The 20,846-nt window shown below is 36.9% G+C and carries 13 protein-coding genes; 4 read left to right on the top strand and 9 right to left on the bottom strand.

The features are described from left to right. The 3 genes from ABEB23_RS11815 (at position 1) to ABEB23_RS11805 (ending at position 3,754) form a co-directional block, all read left to right on the top strand. Positions 1-1,443 carry a complex I subunit 4 family protein gene (locus tag ABEB23_RS11815; protein WP_348812810.1) on the top strand — a complete coding sequence of 481 codons (1,443 nt, stop codon included), beginning with the start codon at positions 1-3 and terminating at the stop codon, positions 1,441-1,443. A 12-nt stretch (positions 1,444-1,455) separates the two neighbouring features. Next, positions 1,456-2,847, top strand: coding sequence for an NADH-quinone oxidoreductase subunit N (locus ABEB23_RS11810; RefSeq protein ID WP_348812809.1), 1,392 nt, complete (start codon positions 1,456-1,458; stop codon positions 2,845-2,847). 190 nt (positions 2,848-3,037) lie between these two features. After that, entirely contained in the window at positions 3,038-3,754 is a 717-nt protein-coding gene (locus tag ABEB23_RS11805; protein WP_348812808.1) for a DsbA family oxidoreductase, read from the top strand. 80 nt (positions 3,755-3,834) lie between these two features. Here the strand turns inward: ABEB23_RS11805 and ABEB23_RS11800 are convergent, their stop codons facing one another. Then, complete coding sequence (locus tag ABEB23_RS11800) at positions 3,835-4,515, bottom strand: hypothetical protein (protein WP_348812807.1); 681 nt, start codon at positions 4,513-4,515, stop codon at positions 3,835-3,837. Positions 4,516-4,969: 454 nt separating this feature from the next. Between ABEB23_RS11800 and ABEB23_RS11795 the strand changes: the two genes are divergently transcribed. After that, the gene (locus ABEB23_RS11795; protein ID WP_348812806.1) at positions 4,970-5,962 is read left to right on the top strand and encodes a Gfo/Idh/MocA family protein; all 993 of its coding nucleotides are present in this window, start codon (positions 4,970-4,972) and stop codon (positions 5,960-5,962) included. A gap of 63 nt (positions 5,963-6,025) precedes the next feature. Here the strand turns inward: ABEB23_RS11795 and ABEB23_RS11790 are convergent, their stop codons facing one another. From ABEB23_RS11790 to ABEB23_RS11755, 8 genes are all read right to left on the bottom strand, one after another. Then, positions 6,026-6,619: a T9SS type A sorting domain-containing protein gene (locus ABEB23_RS11790; protein WP_348812805.1), complete on the bottom strand. Its 594-nt coding sequence runs from the start codon at positions 6,617-6,619 to the stop codon at positions 6,026-6,028. Positions 6,620-6,939: 320 nt separating this feature from the next. Beyond that, positions 6,940-9,282 carry a glycoside hydrolase family 95 protein gene (locus ABEB23_RS11785; protein WP_348812804.1) on the bottom strand — a complete coding sequence of 781 codons (2,343 nt, stop codon included), beginning with the start codon at positions 9,280-9,282 and terminating at the stop codon, positions 6,940-6,942. 103 nt (positions 9,283-9,385) lie between these two features. Beyond that, positions 9,386-10,888: a family 43 glycosylhydrolase gene (locus ABEB23_RS11780; protein WP_348812803.1), complete on the bottom strand. Its 1,503-nt coding sequence runs from the start codon at positions 10,886-10,888 to the stop codon at positions 9,386-9,388. Between the two features lie 26 nt (positions 10,889-10,914). Beyond that, positions 10,915-12,864 carry a sialate O-acetylesterase gene (locus tag ABEB23_RS11775; RefSeq protein ID WP_348812802.1) on the bottom strand — a complete coding sequence of 650 codons (1,950 nt, stop codon included), beginning with the start codon at positions 12,862-12,864 and terminating at the stop codon, positions 10,915-10,917. A gap of 93 nt (positions 12,865-12,957) precedes the next feature. Then, complete coding sequence (locus ABEB23_RS11770; protein ID WP_348812801.1) at positions 12,958-14,469, bottom strand: cellulase family glycosylhydrolase; 1,512 nt, start codon at positions 14,467-14,469, stop codon at positions 12,958-12,960. A 208-nt stretch (positions 14,470-14,677) separates the two neighbouring features. Continuing rightward, complete coding sequence (locus ABEB23_RS11765) at positions 14,678-16,912, bottom strand: glycoside hydrolase family 3 C-terminal domain-containing protein (RefSeq protein WP_348812800.1); 2,235 nt, start codon at positions 16,910-16,912, stop codon at positions 14,678-14,680. 145 nt (positions 16,913-17,057) lie between these two features. Continuing rightward, positions 17,058-18,650 carry a GH39 family glycosyl hydrolase gene (locus ABEB23_RS11760; protein WP_348812799.1) on the bottom strand — a complete coding sequence of 531 codons (1,593 nt, stop codon included), beginning with the start codon at positions 18,648-18,650 and terminating at the stop codon, positions 17,058-17,060. Positions 18,651-18,655: 5 nt separating this feature from the next. Beyond that, on the bottom strand, positions 18,656-20,821 hold the full coding sequence (locus ABEB23_RS11755) for a glycoside hydrolase family 3 C-terminal domain-containing protein (RefSeq protein ID WP_348812798.1): 2,166 nt from the start codon (positions 20,819-20,821) through the stop codon (positions 18,656-18,658). Positions 20,822-20,846: the final 25 nt, after the last annotated feature.

The raw sequence follows: 20,846 nt of genomic DNA, 5'->3' as shown, positions 1-20,846 counted from the left end.
ATGAATGTATCTCTTATATTAATTATACTTTTGGTTGGTGCCTTTGCAACCTTTCTTGCCGGTGACAAGTTGGCGTCAAAAGTTGCTTTATTCTTTGGTTTAGCGGCTTTAGGCTGTTCGGTTGTATTGTTGAACCACTACAATTTGGGCGAAAACATCAGTTTGATCAATCAATGGATCAGTAAACCGAATATTTCTTTTTCATTAAAAGCAGACGGGCTATCCTTAGCCATGCTTTTATTGACTACTTCATTAACTCCAATTATTATATTCTCCTCTTTTGGAAATGATTATAAAAATGCTAAGGCGTTTTATGCTTTAATTTTGTTCATGTCGTTTGCAATGGTGGGAACATTCTTAGCTTCAGACGGACTTTTATACTACATTTTTTGGGAGTTATCATTAATTCCTATTTACTTCATCGCATTAATTTGGGGTAACGGAGATGCAGAAGATCGCAAAAAAGCAGTAGTGAAATTCTTCATTTACACATTGGCAGGTTCATTATTTATGCTTGTCTCTTTTGTTTACCTATACCAAAAAGCAGGTAGTTTCCTTTTGGAAGATCTATACAAACTAAACTTATCGGCAGCAGAACAGTTGTGGATATTCTTAGGTTTTTTCTTAGCATATGCTATCAAAATTCCATTAATTCCGTTCCATACTTGGCAGGCCACTGTTTATCAAAAAGCACCAACAGTTGGAACCATGCTTTTATCAGGAATTATGCTTAAAATGGGATTGTACAGTGTTATTCGCTGGCAATTACCATTGGCACCGCTTGCCGCTAAAGAATATATGTGCATCTTCATCGCCATAGGGATTGCCGGAGTTATCTACGGATCAATTGTAGCCTTAAGACAAAAAGATTTGAAAAAATTATTGGCTTATTCTTCTTTGGCGCACGTTGGATTAATTGCTGCAGGAACTTACACTTTAACCCTAGACGGATTAAGCGGAGCAGTTTTACAGATGATTGCTCACGGTTTCGTGGTGGTTGGATTGTTTTATGTTGCTGAAATTATTTTCAGAAGATATGAAACAAGAGCAATTGCTGAAATGGGCGGTATCCGTTCGCAATCACCAAAATTCACTTCGATGTTTTTAATTTTGGTCTTGGCTTCTGTAGCCTTGCCATCAACTTTTAACTTTGTTGGAGAATTTACTGTACTCTACAGTCTTTCACAAATCAATATCTGGTTTGCCATTTTAGGAGGAACCACAATCATACTAGGAGCATATTATATGTTGAAAATGTTTCAACATGCAATGTTGGGTGAAACCAATTCAAAACTATTTGCAGATGTAACTGTAAATGAAGGAATCACATTGGTACTTATCATTGCCGTTCTCTTCTTTTTTGGATTGTATCCAAAACCAATTGTAGATTTGATCACACCGAGTCTGGAAGAAATTTTAACACAAATAAACAGAATTAACTAAGTCAAATAAAAAATGAATACATTAATAGCTATAATAGGATTAGGTGTTTTATGCCTTTTATTTGAAATTCTTAATTTAAGAAAAGCCATTGTTCCGATAAGCATTATCGGATTATTAGCTGTTCTTGGACTAACGGTATCGGAATATAATTCGCCGGAAGCTTACTACAACAACATGATTGTGGTTAGTAAATTTTCGACTGTATTCTCTTCCTTGTTTATTGTGCTTACCATCTTTTTGGTTGCTTTAGGGCATAATTTCTATGAGAATCACCAAAACAAAATCTCAGATTATATTGCCATAAAAATATTTTTATTGTCTGGAGCTGTAGCCATGGTTTCTTTTGGAAACTTAGCGATGTTCTTTTTAGGAATTGAGGTTTTATCTATTTCTTTATACGTGTTGGCAGCCAGCGACCGATTGAATTTAAAAAGCAACGAAGCCGGAATGAAATATTTCTTGATGGGTTCTTTTGCCTCAGGTATATTACTATTTGGTATCTGTTTAGTGTATGGCGCTATGGGTACTTTTGATATTGTTGAAATTAGTGAAAGCTCATTATCTGCTGAATTGCCAATTTGGTTCCCAATAGGAATGATTTTATTAACTGTTGGAATGCTGTTTAAAGTAGCTGCTGTTCCTTTCCATTTTTGGGCACCAGACGTTTACGAAGGATCTCCAGCGCTAACAACAGCTCTGATGAGTACTTTGGCAAAAGTAGTTGCTATAGCTACCCTTTTTAAATTAATTTCAGAATTGAATTTAATTCCGTCTCTTGAAAACCAAGATCTATTAGGGACTTTCTTAAACATCACCGTTATTATTTCTATTGCATCGATGACTGTTGGTAATATCATGGCCTTGAGACAAACCAACGTAAAACGTATGTTAGCCTTTTCAGGAATCTCTCATGCCGGATTTATGTTGATGACTTTATTGAGTGTATCTACATCAGCGGGAAGTTTATTGTATTACACATCTGCTTATTCTTTAGCAGGTATTGCCGCCTTTAGTGTGATATTATACGTTTGCAAAAACAGAGACAATGAAGATATTGCTAATTTCCACGGTTTAGGAAAAACCAACCCATTATTGGCAGCTATCCTTACAGCTTCTTTACTTTCTATGGCAGGTATCCCTATTTTCGCAGGATTCTTCGCTAAGTTAGTTTTGTTTAGCCAAACGATTGCAGATGGTTATATCGCTTTAGTAATTATTGCGGTGATCAACTCTATCATAAGTGTTGGATACTATTTCAAACTGATTTTAGCAATGTACACCAAAGAGCCAAACGAAGAACGTAAAGGAAAACCTTTCTTGATTTATGCGGTTGCAGTTGTATCTATTGCCTTGAATATCATCTTAGGATTATTCCCTTCTTTAGTATTAGACTTATTGGGATAAGAACTTTTCTAAATCATATTGAAACCATCAGTCCCGATAGCTATTGGGATTGATGGTTTTTTTATATAAAAATATCTTTCTTTTAAGTAACTGCCAATTCCTAATAAAAATATAATGCCTGATCTGTTCTCATCTGTTTTTACTACATTTGTATATACAAATGATTTCATTGCTAATTAAATAAATAAAAATGGAGAATACATTAAAAATACAAATCTGGTCGGATGTTATGTGTCCGTTTTGCTATATAGGAAAAAGAAGAATAGAAGAAGCTTTGCAAAATTTCGACCATAAGGATTCTGTATCCATAGAATGGAAAAGTTTTCAATTGGATGCCAATTTCGTAGCCACACCTGGAGAAAGTATCATCGAACATTTAGCCGATAAATATCAAAAAAATACGGACTGGGCCAAAAATATGATTGATAATATGACCCAAAATGCCAAAACAGAAGGATTGGACTTTCATTTTGAAAACGCAATTTTGGCCAACTCATTTCATGCACACCGTTTATTGCAATTGGCAAAAAAGCACGATTTGGCAAATGAATTAGAAGAGTTATTGTTTAAAGCTTATTTGACTGACGGTAAGAACGTCAATGATTTAAACACATTAAGCGAGTTGGGAGTTGCTGTAGGACTTGATACAGAAGAAGTTTCCCAAGTATTGCATTCGAACGCCTACGCAAATGAAGTGCGACAAGATATACAAGAAGCGCAAGCAATCGGTGTTCAAGGAGTACCTTTCTTTGTTTTCGATAATAAATATGCGATTTCAGGGGCACAACATGCAGAAACCTTTGTAAAAACTCTGGAAAAAGTGTGGCAAGAAGGTAATTTTGATTCGAAAGTTACTTTGGTGAATACCACTAGCGAAAACAGTTGCGACATCAACGGTTGCGACTAAAACAAAAATAACTTCAAATAGAAATCCCGCCTCCTTTTAGAACGAGACGGGATTTTCTTTACCAACCATTTAAAAACAAATTAAATTCTTTTCTCTATTCTGATAGCGACACTTCCTGTTACTCTAGTGTCTTCTTTTTTTACTTTTGGGGCAGTAGTTTTATAATAATATTGATCCTCTTGATTATTTGAATTTTGGTCATTTCCATATCCATAATCGTTGCAATCATCGTTATTTTGGTTATATTCATAACCTCTGCCTCCCTTTACCGATCCAATAATATCAACAATCTGACCACGGCGGTTGTAGATAATTTGCAATCCACCTACTTGTTCTAAAGCATAACGGTTGTAACTCATATATACTGAACCCACTCGCTTAATTCTATCATTAGAATCATAGTTGATAAATACATTTCCAATACGTCTTACTTTACCGGAATCATCATGTTCCACTTTTACACCATAATTTTTGTTTCGAAAATTGGAGGGTGCACCGTAGTTTTTATTTACATTATTTCTTCTGTTTGATTTATAATACATGTCACTATTATTACCCGTTGATGGGCGTGTATTGAAATCAAATTGTCCGTCAGGAAACACAAAGAATTCAATTCCTCTTTCGGTGAACACAATTGGCTCAGCATTTCTATAATCAACAGGAATTCTTCTCTCATGAGAAAAATTATTTTTTTCTGTTGCATTTGCTACAACACCTCCAAAAAGAAAGATACTAGCTGCTAAAAGGGTAATTTTTTTCATAATCAATATAATTTGAGTTTTGCCTACTCTTGAGCTTTTCGGCTTTCGCTTTTTTACTTATTTGATTAGGGATATCCAAGTAACATGCCAAAAAATTGATTCTTCGTTTTGTGTTTTAGATTATTGATTGATTAAGTTTATTTAAAACTCTACAAATAAATGGATTGCATTTTTAAAAATAAATAATAATAATTTCTACAGAGTCGGATATTTAGGTGTTTTTTTTAATGCAATTCCGATTTGACGATATTTTTTCTTGTGATTTTACGGAATTGGGCAACCAAAAATAGTTGTGATAGCAATGATTGTGACTAAAACGTAAAGTTGTTTTACTTCCAATTGTTATTAAATACCACAGATGAGAGGCTGTGTCTTTGTGAATAAACAATTAATTTTACTCTGACTTTTAGGATGTGGTTTATCTACAAATAAGTTTGACAAAAAAATAAGGAAAATGGCAAATAGGACTGAAAATACAAAAATAATTCGTTGGGGAATCATTGGATGCGGAAATGTAACGGAAGTAAAAAGTGGTCCTGCATATCAGAAAACAGACGGATTTGCAGTCACAGCAGTAATGCGAAGAGATCCTGTAAAAGCAAAAGATTACGCCAAAAGACACGGAATAAGCAAATATTACACAAATGCCGATGATTTAATTAATGATTCGGAAATTGATGCGGTTTATATTGCTACCCCTCCAGACGTGCATAAATACTACGGACTTAAAGTCGCTGCCGCCGGAAAAATCTGTTGTATCGAAAAACCTTTAGCTCCAAATTACGGCGATAGTCTGGCTATTGCAGAAGCATTTGCAGCAAAAAAAATCCCCTTATTTGTTGCCTACTACAGACGCAGTCTTCCGCGATTCGAGCAAGTAAAAAAATGGATTGAAACAGCTAGTATCGGAGATGTAAGACACATCAGCTGGCATTTGAGCAAGCCAACATCTGCTCAAGATTTATCAGGAGATTATAATTGGAGAACAGATGCGCAAATTGCTGCTGGCGGGTATTTTGATGATCTGGCCAGTCATGGTTTGGACTTATTTACACATCTTTTAGGACCTATAAAAGAAGTAAACGGGATCAGTCTAAATCAACAAGGGTTGTATACTGCTAAAGATGCAGCGACTGCCTGCTGGTTGCACGAATCAGGAATAACGGGTACCGGGAGTTGGAACTTTGGTTGCTTTGAAAGGGAAGACAAAGTAACTATTTATGGCAGCAAAGGCAAAATAACCTTCTCCATTTTTGACAATGATCCAATCATACTTTCTAATGAACTTGGAGAGACAGCCCTAACTATTGAACATCCGGAAAACATTCAACTGTATCATGTAAAACAAATGAGAGAACACCTATTGGGTAATAGTTCCCATCCTTCTACCGGTTTCACGGGCGCGCATACCGCTTGGGTAATGGATAAAATTACAGGAAATACATAGACAAAAAAAACAGCTCTGTAAGGAGCTGTTTCAATTACTACAATCAATCAATTAATTTAATAACTATTTCGAAGTTACTATTTTTGAAAAAACCTTGTTATCATAAGACATTACGAAGGTGTACTTTTCTTTAGGGAAATTTTTAATATCAAAAAACTTATGTATCACCTGCTCATCCGATACAGTAGTGGTATACAATTCGTTATCATAGATATCATATATTTTGATGGTAACTGGTGATTTATCCAAGTTCAGGATACTAAGTGAAATTGCTCCATTTTTGTTTATCAAAACCGGTTTGAAAACTTCTGAAGAAACAGTTGCGGACAAAGATGCTGTTTCTCCTGCAACCGTAATTGCATATCTCACAACTTTCGAAGAACTTTCCGCTTCTAGAAAATAGGTTCCATTTGGTAAAGCAGCCAAATCATAAGTTCTGTTTATTGCTTTATCTGAATTTACAATTTCAGTATGAATAAGTTTATCTTTAGAATCGTAGATCGACAAATTCATATTTTTAACTTCACTCATAGCGAAACTCACTTTCTTACCCTTTCCTTTTCTTACAAAAAGTGAAATATCTCCTTCGGCAGCGCTTATGTTCATCGTTGTTAACACTGCAACTACTATCAAACTAAATTTTAAAATCTTTTTCATAATCATTCTTCTTTATATTTATAATCCTTTATTTCTTTTACAAAATTAACGCAACTGGCAGGCACTATAGGGTACAGTTTTTTCCAATTTGTGTGCTATTTTACCTTTTACGAAAACGTTTAAGGTTAAAAAATGACAATATTGTATCGACGCCAACACCCTTCACAACAAAACTAAGAAGTTGTAAACTTGATAGTTACACTTAAAAACAAGCGAAATTAACTACTAAAAAATAATTTTTACAAAAATGAATATATCTCCAATAAAAAAGTGCGAAGATTGCTCCTCACACTTTTTGCATAAATTAACCGATTAAAAAATTACCAAAGAATATCCATTTTTTGTCCTTCTTTCAAAGTGATGTTCTGTTTTTTATCGCCGCTGATCAGTATTGATTTTCCACCGTTTTTAGAAAATACAGTAACTTTCTTTAGCGTTTTATTCCTCCATTCCATCGAAATCTCAAATCCTCCTCTGGCACAAATCCCTTTCACGTTTCCAGTTTCCCAAGCATCCGGTAAAGCAGGCAACAATCTGATTTCGTTCTCATTCGACTGAACCAGCATTTCTGCAACAGCTGCAGCTCCCCCAAAATTCCCATCAATTTGAAACGGCGGATGTGCATCGAATAAATTAGGGTAAGTCCCCCCTCCTCTTCTTGGTTTTTCTGTTTTCTTTCCATCCGGGTCAACATACCTAAGTAACTCACGCAACATTTTATAAGAACGATTGCCATCCCAAAGCCTTGCCCAAAGATTAATACGCCAGCCTTTAGACCAACCTGTTGTTTCATCTCCTTTAATCTCCAAAGTCTGTCTGGAAGCATTGGCCAACTCAGGTGTTTTTAATGGCGTTATATGGTCACCTGGAAAAAGTCCAAACAAATGTGATTGATGACGGTGCCTTGGGTCTTCATCATTCCAATCAAAATACCATTCTTGCAGGTTTCCTTTTTTACCAATTTGGTACGGATAGAATTTTGAAAGTGCTGTTTCTAGTTTCGCTCTAAATTCGGCATCGACATTTAAAACTTTTGAGGCTTTAACGGTTTTATCAAAACATTCTCGTATCATAGCCAAATCAGCAGTCCCGCCATACATCGTGGCACCAATAAAACCATCAGGAGCTATGTATTTATTTTCTGGAGAAGTTGATGGGGATGTGATTAAATATCCGTTCTTGTCTGTAATCATCCACTCTAAAAAGAACTGAGATGCTCCTTTCATGATAGGATATCCTTCGTTTTGCAGATAGTTTTTATCTTGACTAAAAACATAATGTTCCCAAATATGTGTGCTTAACCAAGCTCCAGATATTGGCCAACACGCCCAGCTTGGGTCTTCTTTTCCAAAATTCCCAACTGGATTCGTCATCGCCCAAATATCTGAATTGTGTGCTGCCGCCCAACCATTGACCCCATAAAAAGTCTTGGCAGTCACTTTACCGGTTTCTGAAAGATTTTTTATAAAACTCAAAAGTGGCAAATGCATTTCTGAAAGATTGGTGTTTTCGGCCAACCAATAATTCTCTTCCAGATTGATATTCATTGTGTAATTACAACTCCATGGCGGGTTGAGATGAGGATTCCAAAGCCCTTGCAAATTGGCAGGAACTGCTTTGGTTCTGGAACTGCTGATAAGCAAATAGCGTCCATATTGGAAATATAAAATTTCCAAATTTTTATCCTCTTTACCATCTGCGTAACGCAACAAACGTTCGTCTGTAGGTAAATTGGGAGCGGTAGTTTTTCCTAAATCTAAACTAACCCGATTGTAGAATTTTTGATAATCCGTAATGTGCGATTGCTTTAATTTCTCAAATGATTTTGAAAATGCTTTCTTTAAATTTTCTTCTGCAATGGCCTTGTCGTTTAGTCCCTGAGAAGCAGGATTTTTGTCAAAACCATTAAAACTGGTTGCAATTGACACATAAATTATGGCTTCCGTACCGTTTTTCAAACCCAAACTTGTATTCGAACTTACAATTGTACCATCTGTATTTTTGATTCTCATTAAACTTGTAAATCGGGTTCCTCTGTCTTTTTCCAAAAGAAACGAAGGGACAACTTGGTACCCCGGATTTTCATGAATTGGCGCAACACCATTCATGGCAAGTATATTATCTTTTACCTCAACATTAGATTTTAGTAAGCTATTCGACTTAATATCAAAATTTAAGGTTCCTTTTTGACTGCTTGTTAATTTGATGACCATAATTTGGTCTGGCGCCGAAACAAAATATTCACGGGTAAATTTCACTCCATCAATTTCATAACTGACTTTAGAAATTGCAGTCGAAATATCCAGTTCTCTATAATAATGGCTAAGCGTTCCGGCATTATGATTATTAATTTCCATAGTTCCTAATGGCGCGTAGGATTCGGAATTCTTGCCTTGAATTTTTTTATTTAATTCGTCGGCCAGCTTGTAGTTTTCATTTTCCAGTGCTTCACGAATGGCGGGTATGTTTTTATACGCTTCCGGATTCATATTAGCATTTACCGGTTCTCCTGACCAAAGTGTGATGTCATTCAAATAAATTTTATCTGAATTGACACCGCCAAAAACAGTTGCTCCCATCTTTCCATTACCCAAAACCAGACTTTCCTCAAAATAATCGGCTGGCTGTCTGTACCAGAGGACATGACTAGACTGCGCTTTCATATTTATGCTAAATAAGAAAAAACCGAAAACTATGAGTAGTTCTTTTGAAATTTTTGAGTTCATATATGACTATTATAACTTTAAAAAATGAATTGAATGTAACTTAATTTTCAGGCTTATAGATAAAATTTTTAAAAGTAACCTGACCCTCCCCAACAGCAGAAAGACCTAAACGAAGGCTCATAAAACCACTCAACACATTATGATTGAATGAGGAAACTTCTGCAGAATTTTCAATTTTTACCCACTCTTTACCATCAATACTGTAAAACATATTCACCAGTTGTTCTTTCTTTTCCAAGCGAAGAAACAGATGTGTTTTGTTTAGCCCTTTTTGAGTAGGAAATTGCCATGATCTAAGAATTGCCAACACATTCTCCTTATCAGCAGCTATACCTGTATAAAGCTTGTTATCATAAAAAAGGATAAGTCCTGCTGTAGCGTCACCTTCTATTTCGGCTTCAACTTCAGCGGTGTAGGAATGGTCGGAAGGAGTGCATAATAGTGGTGAACTTTCACCTATACTCTTACCTTTTCCGTTAATTTGTAATCCACCTTTAACAAATTTAAATCTTTTAGCATCATATTCATTAAAGAATTGCCATTGAAGTTTAAGTTCCTTATTCGAAAAAGTATCCGAAAGTGAAAAATTATTTTGCACCATCTGACCGGCTGGTTTTTTAATTGGTTCTTCGGTTTTAATACCTACAGGACTTTTATACCAACCATCACTTGTCCATTCTACAGGTTGCAAAAGCGTCTGACGCCCCATATTATAATACCCATTTTCATAACCATGGAAAACCATCCACCAATTTCCTTTAGCATCATCAATTAACGTTGCATGACCTTTCGACCACCATTTTTCGGAACTGTCTTTTGTTTTGATAATCGGATTATATGGTGAATTTTCCCAAGGTCCCAAAGGCGATTTGGATCTTGCGGATATCACCATATGACTTGTTGCCGGACCTGCAGTTCCACCTTCGGCAACAGTAAGATAGTAATACTCCCCATGCTTTACAACTTTTGGTCCTTCCATACAAAAACATTCAATAGACCAGTCTGTTGGGATTTTCCACCCATCATAAACATGTTTCCCTTCACCAGCAACAGAAAGTCCATCTTTGGATAGCGGAACATAATTCCCATTACTAAAATAAAGGTATCGACTACCCTTTTCATCAACAAAATGTCCCGGATCAATATTGCCTATTTTTAAGTCTATCGGATCACTCCATGGACCGTTTATAGCATCTGCCCACACGACATAATTGGTTTCGTTTGCCGGAAAGTAGATGTAAAATTTATCGTTGTATTTTACCAAATCAGGAGCCCATACCGATCCAACACTTTTTTTAAGAGCATGCGTAACGGGTTTCCAGTTCACCAAATCCTTGGAAGTCCAGATTAGCAATCCCGGATAATAATTGAATGAGGAATGCACAATATAATAATCTTCTCCATCCCTGATTATTGATGGATCTGGATAATCTCCCGCAAATATTGGATTTTGGTACAATCCATTGCCCACCTTACCGCTTTGTTGCTGTGCATTAATTGCAAGCGACAAAGAAAATATAAATAAAAGAATACGTTTTTTCATAATTTAATTGTCAGATTAGGTCTGAACTACTTACTGACTTTATAGATTTCATTTGCTGTAATCATGTCCCAATCATCCGTTCTGAAAGGTGATGCAGGAAATTTTTCTTTATTGAAAAGGTTGATATCCGTATCATCGTCTGCCCAACCGTAATGAACCGCAACAGGATTTGACACCTTTTCGCTGGAAACGATTACTGTATTATTTTTGATAATCGCTTTCGCGGAATAAAAAACTTTGTCGGCACCAGCGATCTCGAATCCTTTTAGATTTTCACCATTATCAGAACTTGATAATCCGCTTCCAGTGTTGTCAAAAGTGAGGATAATTTGGTTTGCTTTGATTTCCATTGATTTATACATGGGTCCGCTATAAACCCTTTTTTTACCATAAACATTATTCAGAGCTATAGCGGCCAGGCGTTTCCCAACATCTTGTTTGTTGGTAGGATGAATGTCTTTTGCATTACCAATATCGGTTGTCACAGCCATTCCTGTGTTTGGTAATTGCAAAGTTTGGGTTTGCGCTTCACGAAGTTCTGCCCATCTGCTGCCTACTTTACTATTCCCATTGAACTCATTGAAAGTTGATAATTGCACAAAGTAAAAAGGAAAATTACCCTGATTCCATTTGGCTCTCCAATCAGTAATCATCAAAGGGAAAGCTTTTTTGTATTGTTTGGCTCTCCACACATTGGCTTCGCCCTGATACCATAAAACTCCTTGAAAAGCATACGGAATTAATGGATTGACCATTGCATTGTACAGTAATGAAGGATAACTGTTTGGCGAAACCGAAATTTTCACATTTACCACATTAAATTTCCAAAGTCCTTCTAGCGGTACAATCGAATCCTTGAAATCAATTTTCAAATCGGCTGGGTCTCCATATATTCCGCCACCGCCAGTATAATCTCCAATTCGAACCGCAATTACATTTGATCCTTCTTTTAAAACACCAACAGGAATTTTGTAAATTCTTTTTGCTTCCCAAATATTGTTGGTTCCAACTTGCACACCATTAACATAGGTTACATCTTCGTCATCAACTTTGGACAAATACAAAACGGCTTCTTTTTTGGCTTGCTCCGCAGACAAAACAATCGTTTTTCGCATCCAAACCACCCCATCAATATTTCCAATTTGCTGATTTTCCCAAAGAGAAGGCACTTTTATTTCCGGCCAGTTGGCGTCTTTAAAATCTGAATTTTTAAATTGGTCCTGATTGACATCAGTTACTTCAAAACCTTGAATTTTTTGAATATTGTCTAAAAGTGATTTTTTGTAAGTTTCAAAAATCGCATCCATATTTACCGAAGGCACTTCAGCAATCATTGCTTTAAAGTCGTCGCTTTTTTCGAATGCTTCACGGCTAGTCCAAGTTTCTACGCAAGTTCCGCCCCAAGATGTATTGATGATTCCGATTGGGATTTTTAACTCAGCATATAATTTTTTGGCAAAAAAGAAACCAACAGCTGTAAAATCTTTTACATTTTCTTTATTAGAAATTACCCATTTACCTTCTTTTAAATCCTCTTTTGGCGAACCACTCAAATCTTGTGCAACACCAAAATGACGAATCATTGGATAATCAGAATCGGCAATTTCTTTTTCGGAATTCATCGTTTTATACATTTGAAATTCCATGTTCGATTGTCCACTGCAAATCCAAACTTCTCCCACTAAAACATCTTTTATGACGATTTTGTTTTTACCTGTAATGGTTAATTCAAAAGGTCCTCCTGCTTTCTCGGAATCTAATTTTACCATCCATTTTCCGCTTGCATCAGTTGTGATGGTTTTGGTTTGTTTGTTAAAATGGACCTCAACTTTTTCATTGGCATCAGCCCAACCCCAAACCGGAATTTCTTTGTTGCGCTGCAAAACCATTCCGTCCGAAAACAATAAAGGCATTCGGACATTCGCATTTGCCATTAAACAAGAAATCAGAAAAAGAAATACAATACTTTTTTTCATTTTTTTATTTTTTAAAAAGCCTCTAAGTTACTGAGACTCTAAGATACTTATTCTTACCAAACTTAAAATCCCTGCAATTGAGCAACTCTGAAGTTACTTCAATCCATCTTGCAAAGCAGTTAATGCTTGCAAATCATAAACCGTATTATTGGTTCTATCAAACAAAGACATCGTATTTACTCCCATATTACCCGCATCCCAATAAAACGGAATCAGACCATTAGCCTTAGCTTGTTTTACAACATATTTTAAGAAATAAGCTCTTGATGCTAAATGTAGAGCCAAATCATCACCTGTTAAATCAGAACGTCGAATAGCCCCAAATTCACCAAGAACAACCGGAATTCCTTTGTCAACAAATTGAGTTTTCATTGATGTGAAAAGTTTATCTAAATCTGCTTCTTCTCCCCAAGTAGGGTTTCTTGCGGTATCGGTCGTTGAATGATTACCCGCTCCCCAATAGTAAAACATTTTGCCCCAATCAGCATCCTTGTCCAAAAGACAAAACTGATAAGGTGTGTAATAATGAACCTCAGCCATCATACGACTCGCTACTTTATCAGTAGGCAAAGTCAACATTAATTTGTTTGTTTTTTCGATATCTGTTGACGGTCCTTGAACTATCAATGTGCGATTGGCATTCTTACCTCCAGTGGCACGAACCGCATCAACAAACGTTTGATGATAAGATGTTAAAACCTCCATCTGAGTTGCGTTGTCTACGTTTGGTTCATTGGCACTGGCAAAAAGTAAATGTTCATCGAAGCCACGTAAATGAGTCGCTATTTGTTCCCAAAATGCTTTTTGTTTGGCATTATTTGCTTCTTTTTTAGCTTCGGTAACATTATTTTCGAGCCATCCACCGTCCCAATGTATGTTTACAATCACATACATATCATTATCGACACAGTACTGAACCACTTCTTTTACTCTGTCCAGCCATTCTTGTTTTATTTGTGCAGTAGTTGAGTTTGCTAAATTTTGGTTCCAAGAACACGGAATTCGAATCGCATTAAAACCATTGGCTTTAACCAAATCAATCAATGCTTTGGTAACCTTTGGATTTCCCCAAGCGGTTTCCCCACCAGTAGCTTCTAGCGTATTCCCAATGTTCCAGCCCAATTTTATTTTGGCAGCCAAAGCTGTCGCACTACTACTCATTCCTGTTGCATCAGCGGGAAGAGGATTCGTATTATAACTTGGGTACAAACTGACAACTGGAGTAGCTCCAACCTGAGAAACGGTAATTTTTACAGAAGCCGCTTGGTTAGAACTGATAGTGATGATTGCGGTTCTTGTTGCTGTAGTGGTATTCTCCGAGGCAGTTATATTGAATGTCGTTGTTCCGGTACCTCCTGAGAGTTGACTCAATTGTATCCAAGTAGCATCCGAAGTAGTAACCGTCCAAGCATTTGCATTAGTAGTAACCTTTACATTGGCAACATTTCCTTTATTCTGAAAATCGATTTTATTGGTATCTGCAATAAGCGTTATTGCTGCCGGTTTTTCCTCCTCTGTACCTGAATCAGAACTACAGGCCCAAATACCTAAAAAAGCTAAGCATAAAAGAACACTGAGTAGGCGACTATTTACTGTTTTTTTCATTTCCACAATTTTAGTTTTTTGGTTAGTTGTTATATTTCAATACTCTTATTTAGATACTAAGGTTCTAAGTGACTAAGATTCTAAGTTTAAAAAAAGTCATATGCTATTTTCTTAACTCAGTATATTAATTCCTCGTTTATAATTATTTTATCATTTTTAAAATTGACTCCTTAAGTCTTAGTCACTTAGAATCTCAGTATCTTAGTATCTATTTAATCGTCACAACAACTTCTTTTTTGATATCTCTGGAAGAACTTCCTAATTTCAAAGTGTAATTTCCTGGCTCCACAATCCATTTTTTAGTTTTTACGTCATAATACGCCAACTCTTTTACAGGAACTTTAATCGTTACCGTTTCTGAAGCTCCTGCTTTAACCATTACTTTTTGAAAACCTTTTAACTCTTTGTCAGCACGGGTAATTTTCGAATCGGATTTTGATGAATATAATTGCACCACTTCTTTCCCTTCCACTTTACCGGTATTTTTAACTGTTACTGAAACGGCTATTGTCTCCTCTGCTGCATATTCTTTTTTATCTGTTTTAGCATTATCGAAAGCAAAAGTGGTGTAGGACAATCCGTATCCGAAAGGATAAAGTGGTTCAATTTTTTTAGTATCAAACCAACGGTAACCCACCAAAATTCCCTCACTATAGTTTACTGAAGTTCCTCCTGGGAAACTGTTTGTAGCATGAGCCGGTGAATCGTTAATGCTTTTAGGCATGGTCCAAGGTAATTTCCCTGAAGGATTTATTTTTCCTAACAACACATCTGCCAAGGCATTTCCTCCCTCAGAACCATTGAACCAGCTCCAAACCAAAGCCGAGGTTTTTTTACTTAAATCTTGAATATCAAAAGGAGCTCCGGCAATCATAACCACAATGGTTTTTGGATTCACTGCTATTACTTTTTTAATCAATTCTTCTTGGCCGAACGGTAACTTTAAGTTTCTGCGGTCAGAAGCTTCGGTCTCATAATCACGGTTAGAACCCGCAAAAATGATTACTACATCTGATTTTTTAGCAGCATCTATAGCTTCTTGTAATTTAGTTGGATCTAATTGGTCAATAGTTACAGGGCCGTTCAAGGTAATATCTCCTAATTTTCCTTTATTTTTTTCATCATAACGCTCTAAATATCCTTCTGCATAATTAATTTTGATTGATCCCGGCAATCTATTTTTTAAACCTTCTAAAGGTGTGACTTCTCTTTTGGTTTTAACCCCAGCACCAAATCCGCCCAAGGCATTTTTCTTGGTTGCGTTATTCCCAATTACAGCTATAGACTTCACTCCATCTAATTTTAAAGGCAACGCATTGTTATCGTTTTTTAACAAAACCACTGATTCTGATGCAATTTTGTAGGCATCCTGGTAATGTGCTTCGGTTGCAATACTACCTTTAGCGCGATCCTTACCTCCCATTGCTTTTACTTGGAACAAAACACGTAAAATTCTTTTTACATGTTTATTGATTTCTGTTTCTGAAATTTCACCGGCCTTAGCAGCAGCGATTAGTTTATCGGCCAAGAAAAATTCATTGAAAGGTTTTGGTGTACCCATTTCAATATCCAGTCCGTTTTTTAAAGTTTTTACTGTCGTATGAACAGCTGCCCAGTCTGAAACCACAACCCCTTTAAACCCCCATTCGTCGCGCAATACTTTGTTTAGCATATAATCGTTCTCGCATAAATATTCTCCTCTAAACTTATTGTAAGCTCCCATGATACTATATGCTTTAGCCTCTTTTACTGCAGCCTCAAATGCCGGCAAATAAATTTCACGAAGGGTACGTTCGTCAATTTGTACATCGACAAAATCACGATTGGTTTCTTGGTTATTGGCCGCAAAGTGTTTGACACAAGCCATAACATCATTGTCCTGTAAACCAACAATTAAAGGCACCGCGATTTTTTTGTTCAAAAATGGATCTTCGGTTAAATATTCATATGTTCTCCCTCCAAGCGGCGTTCTGATAATATTAATCGCAGGCGAAAGCAACATATCTTTGTCTCTGGCACGCAATTCCTGACCGACACTATTACCAAAGGTGTACGCTAAATCAGCATTCCAGGTAGCAGCCAACCCACCTCCGGCCGGATAATACGTAGCAAAGTCATTGTCTAAACCTGCTGGAGCCCAGCTATCACGAGAAATTTCTTCACGAACTCCTAATGGACCATCCGCCATTTTTAATTCAGGAATACCCAAGCGTTTCACGCCACCACTGGTAAACATACTATTGCCATGTAGCATTCCAATTTTTTCCTCAATTGTCATTTGAGCAATCAACTTATCAATTTCAGCATCAAATTCTGAACTTATTTCTTTTCCTTCATAGACTTTTGGCTCAACTGAACCTGAATCAGTACTCACTTCATTCTTGCAAGAAGTAAAGACCGCAAAAACCATTGCCACTGACAGGTATATTAATTTGTTTTTCATAATTAGATAGTTAGATTTTTAGACTTTAACGATTTTAAGGTTTCTAAAAAATCGATAATTTCTGGGTGTTAATATATTTATTTACTGTTCTTTTTAGTGAAATAGGATTTAGTCTGAAACACTTTCCGTGCGCTTTTAATTGCCGTTACTGCTTTACAAAATTCAGCAGTAAAACATCATTTTCATTTATATTAAAATCCTTGCTGTACATCCCTTTAGAATCGACTGTCACTTTTTCCGTTGCAATCAGAGCATCATTATTTTTTTGTTTAAGGGTATTTACTTGTTGCAATGTCAACTGATTTGGTTTATTCATACCCAAATAATCGGTGTACACGTCATTCACTTTGTAACCCACTTTGTATATTTCCAAATTATATTTTCCTTTTTGTAATCCTGCTACTTCAATTTTTACACTGCCTTTTGGTTTAGATGGCAAGTCTTTAATGTAGTATTGCTGATTGTTGATGGAAGCATCTGGAAGCGTATGGGTAAAATCCCAAAACAGCAATTGTACATCTCCTTTTGCATTTTTGGTTGCCCAAGAGGAAGTGTCGTTGTTTTGAAGTTCTGTCTTTCCTAATTTGTTCAGCAAATAATAGGAGAAATACGCTGGTTTCTTGATTCCCTGTGTATTCAACAATCCGAAACCTCCATGGAAAGGTGTAAATCGTGGGCCTGGCTCTTCAAAAATATCGGTAAAAACCCAATACGACATGGAGTTTGCGGCATTCCCCACTTGTTTTAGTTTTTGAAGAATATAAGCAGCCGAATGGTAACTGTCATGGATTGGATCAGCCGGTGTATACGACGAACTCCATTCGGTATAATGTAATTCCAATTTTGGCATAGCCGAATTTGAAATTTGCTGACGAGAAGTGATCACCTCTCCACTAACACTCGAATCGTCTTTATTCAATACGGTTCCCGAAGTTCCGAACTCATCCAAAAAACCTTGTTTCACTCCGTAAGTATGTGTCGAAATAAAATCCAAAGGCACATTATTCTTACTGCAAAATTCGATGGTTTCAGGAACCCAGGCAGCTCCGGCTGTTGCAGGACCTCCCACTTTATAAGCTGCATTTACACTTTTGATGGCTCTTGCGGTATAATCATACAGTTTGAAATATTCGGCTTGAGTACCCGTCCAAAAACCTGGGGATAAATTAGGTTCGTTCCAAACCTCGAAATACCAGGTTTTTACTTCATCGGCACCATAACGTTCTGTAAAATGTTGTGTTAAGTTGCGAATTAAGTCTTCCCATTTTTTATAATCTTTGGGAGGGGTTACGTTTCCTTTCCACCAAAAAATAGTTTGGTTGCCACTTGCCAAAGCCGAAGGCATAAAGCCTAATTCTACAAAAGGTTTCATCTTGATGCTCAAAATAAAATCATACAAAGCATCAATATATTGGTAATTGTATTCTGGATTTCCTTTACTGTCTTCACGGTAAACGGCCATGTCATCTGTTAGCAAACCATGCATCCGAATGTATTTAAAATCGCATTCTTTTTTGACCATTGCCAGTTGCTGTTGCCAATCGGCACGCAATCCTTCATTGGCTCTTCCTGCTCCTATACACTCTTTGAACATGGTATTCAGTTCCCCCGCTGATTTATTATAATCGACTTTTATAATTCGATCTGCAGCAACTAATTTCCAATTCGTATCTTGACCAAACAATGGGACATTGATTAGCGATAATAGAATAATTGGTACTAATAAATATTTTTTCATTGCAATTATTTCATAGTTATTTTTTTGGTCAGGTGAATTGCATCGGAAGCACTTCCTACCTGTATTTCAATTTGTCCTTTTTCGAGTTCAAATTGTTGTTTGTTGGTGTTCCAATATTCTAAATTTTTAGCTTTTAAAGTCAGGGCAACTGTTTTGGTTTCTCCTGCTTTTAATGCTACTCTTTGAAAAGCTTTCAATGCTTTTATGGGTTGTTGAATAGTCGAATTGATTGATTTCACATACAACTGTATTACTTCTTCCCCATCTCGTTTTCCGGTATTGGTAACCGAAACCGAAACTGTTAGGGCTGCATCTTTTTCTAAAATTTCCTTGTTTGTTTTTATCGAATTGTACGCAAAACTGGTGTAACTCAATCCGTGACCGAAAGCATACAAAGGTTTTCCTTGAAAATGCATGTAGGTTCTTCCGTTGCGGATATTGTAATCCAATAAATCAGGTAAATCCGTAATGTCTTTTACCCAAGTTTGTGTCAATCGGCCTGCAGGATTATAATCCCCAAACAAAACATCAGCCAAAGCAGTTCCCAATTCCTGACTATTTTGTGTCAAATGCACAATTGCGGGAATGTTTTCTTGTGTCCAATTAATCGCATACGGAAAACTGCTAATAAGCGCTACTACCGTTTTGGGATTGGCCTGATATGCAATTTTGATTAAATCTTCCTGTTCCAATGTCAAAGACTGGCGATCGACAGCTTCTTTTCCTTCACTCGGAACGGGACAATCGGCCCAACCGGCATTGCAAACCGGATGATTCCCCACTATTACAATAACCACATCTGCTTTTTTGGCAATTGCGGCTGCTTTTCCGTCGGCATTGTTCTTGGCGTATAAAATTTCGACATTCGAACCCAATTTATTTTTAATACCCTGCAAAGGAGTAATCGTATAGGGAGGTGTTCCGCTGTACCAGTCCAGAAGTACCTCATCGGCATGGAGGCCAATTACAGCAAGGGTTTTGATTTTTTCTCTTTCCAAAGGCAATAACTGTTTGACAGGATCATTTTTCAATAAAACAATGGATTTTAAGGTTGCGTCCAATGCCAATTTTTTATGGGCATCGGATTTCCAAGGATCAATAGTGTCTTTGCCGGTTCCTATTTTCGCATAGGGATTGGCTTCCGTCGCGTCCAACATTCCCAGTTTAATCATCACCCGAAAATCACCTCTAATCACTTCGTCTATGTCTTTTTCTTTGAGATAGCCTTTTGCAATAGCGCCATCAACACCTTCTTTATAGTCATCCAAAAACTGATTGATTCCAGATTTTACGGCTGCAGCCGCTCCCAAATACGAATCGGCATAATATTTATGGTCGGAAAGTAATAACTTGAAAGCACCGCCATCGGTACAGATAATTCCGTTTTGCCCCCATTCTTTTTCTGTAATCTCTTTCAGCATTGGATGTACCATTGCCGGAATTCCGTTTACTTTGTTGTAAGCCGTCATGTAGGCACGCGAACCGCCTTCGACAATCCCCATTCTGAAAGGAACGGAATAATATTCTCTCCAAAGTCGCTCATCAAAATCGGATGAAGTGTAGGTTCTGCCATCTTCGTTGCTGTTGGCCAAAAAGTGCTTCATCAAAGAAGCCGATTGCCAATATTTAGAATGATTCCCCTGAAGTCCTTTTACAAAAGAGACGGTCATCGTTCCATTAAAAAAAGCGTCTTCTCCGTAACTTTCCTCGGTGCGTCCCCAACGTGGGTCTCTGGCAATATCGGCATTTGGGGCCCGAATGACCAGGCCTCCGCGATTGTATTTCTGAAACGCATAACGTGCTTCGTAACCTTCCGCTTGTGCGACTTTCTGAATCAAATCGACATCCCAAGTTTCTCCCAAACCATAAGCTTGCGGAAAAGTGGTTGTGGTAATTGGTTCTTTTCCTTTTCCTCCCCAACCGGCAGGACCTCCCAAAGCCAAACCGTGTAATCCTTCGACATGTCCTGTGCCAACGACTCCCAATCTGGGAACGGAAGGATTGGTACTTAATACCGCCACTTTTTCTTCCAAAGTCATTAACGACAACAGATTGTCAATACGCTTTTCAGTTTCCAAATTGGAGTTCTGAAAAGGGTATTGCTGTTTTTTTTGTGCCAAAACTGGAACAACAGATAATATAAAGAATAAATAAAATATAAAATTTTTCATCTTAATTACTGGCTAGGTATCTTTT

This window comes from Flavobacterium maritimum (assembly GCF_040049085.1).
Taxonomy (GTDB): domain Bacteria; phylum Bacteroidota; class Bacteroidia; order Flavobacteriales; family Flavobacteriaceae; genus Flavobacterium; species Flavobacterium maritimum.
The sequence above is the reverse complement of the archived record's forward strand: the minus strand, read 5'-3'. Positions and strand labels throughout refer to the sequence as shown.

Excerpts from the sequence above, each read along its gene's own strand:
- ABEB23_RS11815 (WP_348812810.1), top strand. The coding sequence starts at position 1 with ATGAATGTATCTCTTATATTAATTATACTTTTGGTTGGTGCCTTTGCA.
- ABEB23_RS11810 (WP_348812809.1), top strand. The coding sequence starts at position 1,456 with ATGAATACATTAATAGCTATAATAGGATTAGGTGTTTTATGCCTTTTA.
- ABEB23_RS11805 (WP_348812808.1), top strand. The coding sequence starts at position 3,038 with ATGGAGAATACATTAAAAATACAAATCTGGTCGGATGTTATGTGTCCG.
- ABEB23_RS11800 (WP_348812807.1), bottom strand. The coding sequence starts at position 4,515 with ATGAAAAAAATTACCCTTTTAGCAGCTAGTATCTTTCTTTTTGGAGGT.
- ABEB23_RS11795 (WP_348812806.1), top strand. The coding sequence starts at position 4,970 with ATGGCAAATAGGACTGAAAATACAAAAATAATTCGTTGGGGAATCATT.
- ABEB23_RS11790 (WP_348812805.1), bottom strand. The coding sequence starts at position 6,619 with ATGAAAAAGATTTTAAAATTTAGTTTGATAGTAGTTGCAGTGTTAACA.
- ABEB23_RS11785 (WP_348812804.1), bottom strand. The coding sequence starts at position 9,282 with ATGAAAGCGCAGTCTAGTCATGTCCTCTGGTACAGACAGCCAGCCGAT.
- ABEB23_RS11780 (WP_348812803.1), bottom strand. The coding sequence starts at position 10,888 with ATGAAAAAACGTATTCTTTTATTTATATTTTCTTTGTCGCTTGCAATT.
- ABEB23_RS11775 (WP_348812802.1), bottom strand. The coding sequence starts at position 12,864 with ATGAAAAAAAGTATTGTATTTCTTTTTCTGATTTCTTGTTTAATGGCA.
- ABEB23_RS11770 (WP_348812801.1), bottom strand. The coding sequence starts at position 14,469 with ATGAAAAAAACAGTAAATAGTCGCCTACTCAGTGTTCTTTTATGCTTA.
- ABEB23_RS11765 (WP_348812800.1), bottom strand. The coding sequence starts at position 16,912 with ATGAAAAACAAATTAATATACCTGTCAGTGGCAATGGTTTTTGCGGTC.
- ABEB23_RS11760 (WP_348812799.1), bottom strand. The coding sequence starts at position 18,650 with ATGAAAAAATATTTATTAGTACCAATTATTCTATTATCGCTAATCAAT.
- ABEB23_RS11755 (WP_348812798.1), bottom strand. The coding sequence starts at position 20,821 with ATGAAAAATTTTATATTTTATTTATTCTTTATATTATCTGTTGTTCCA.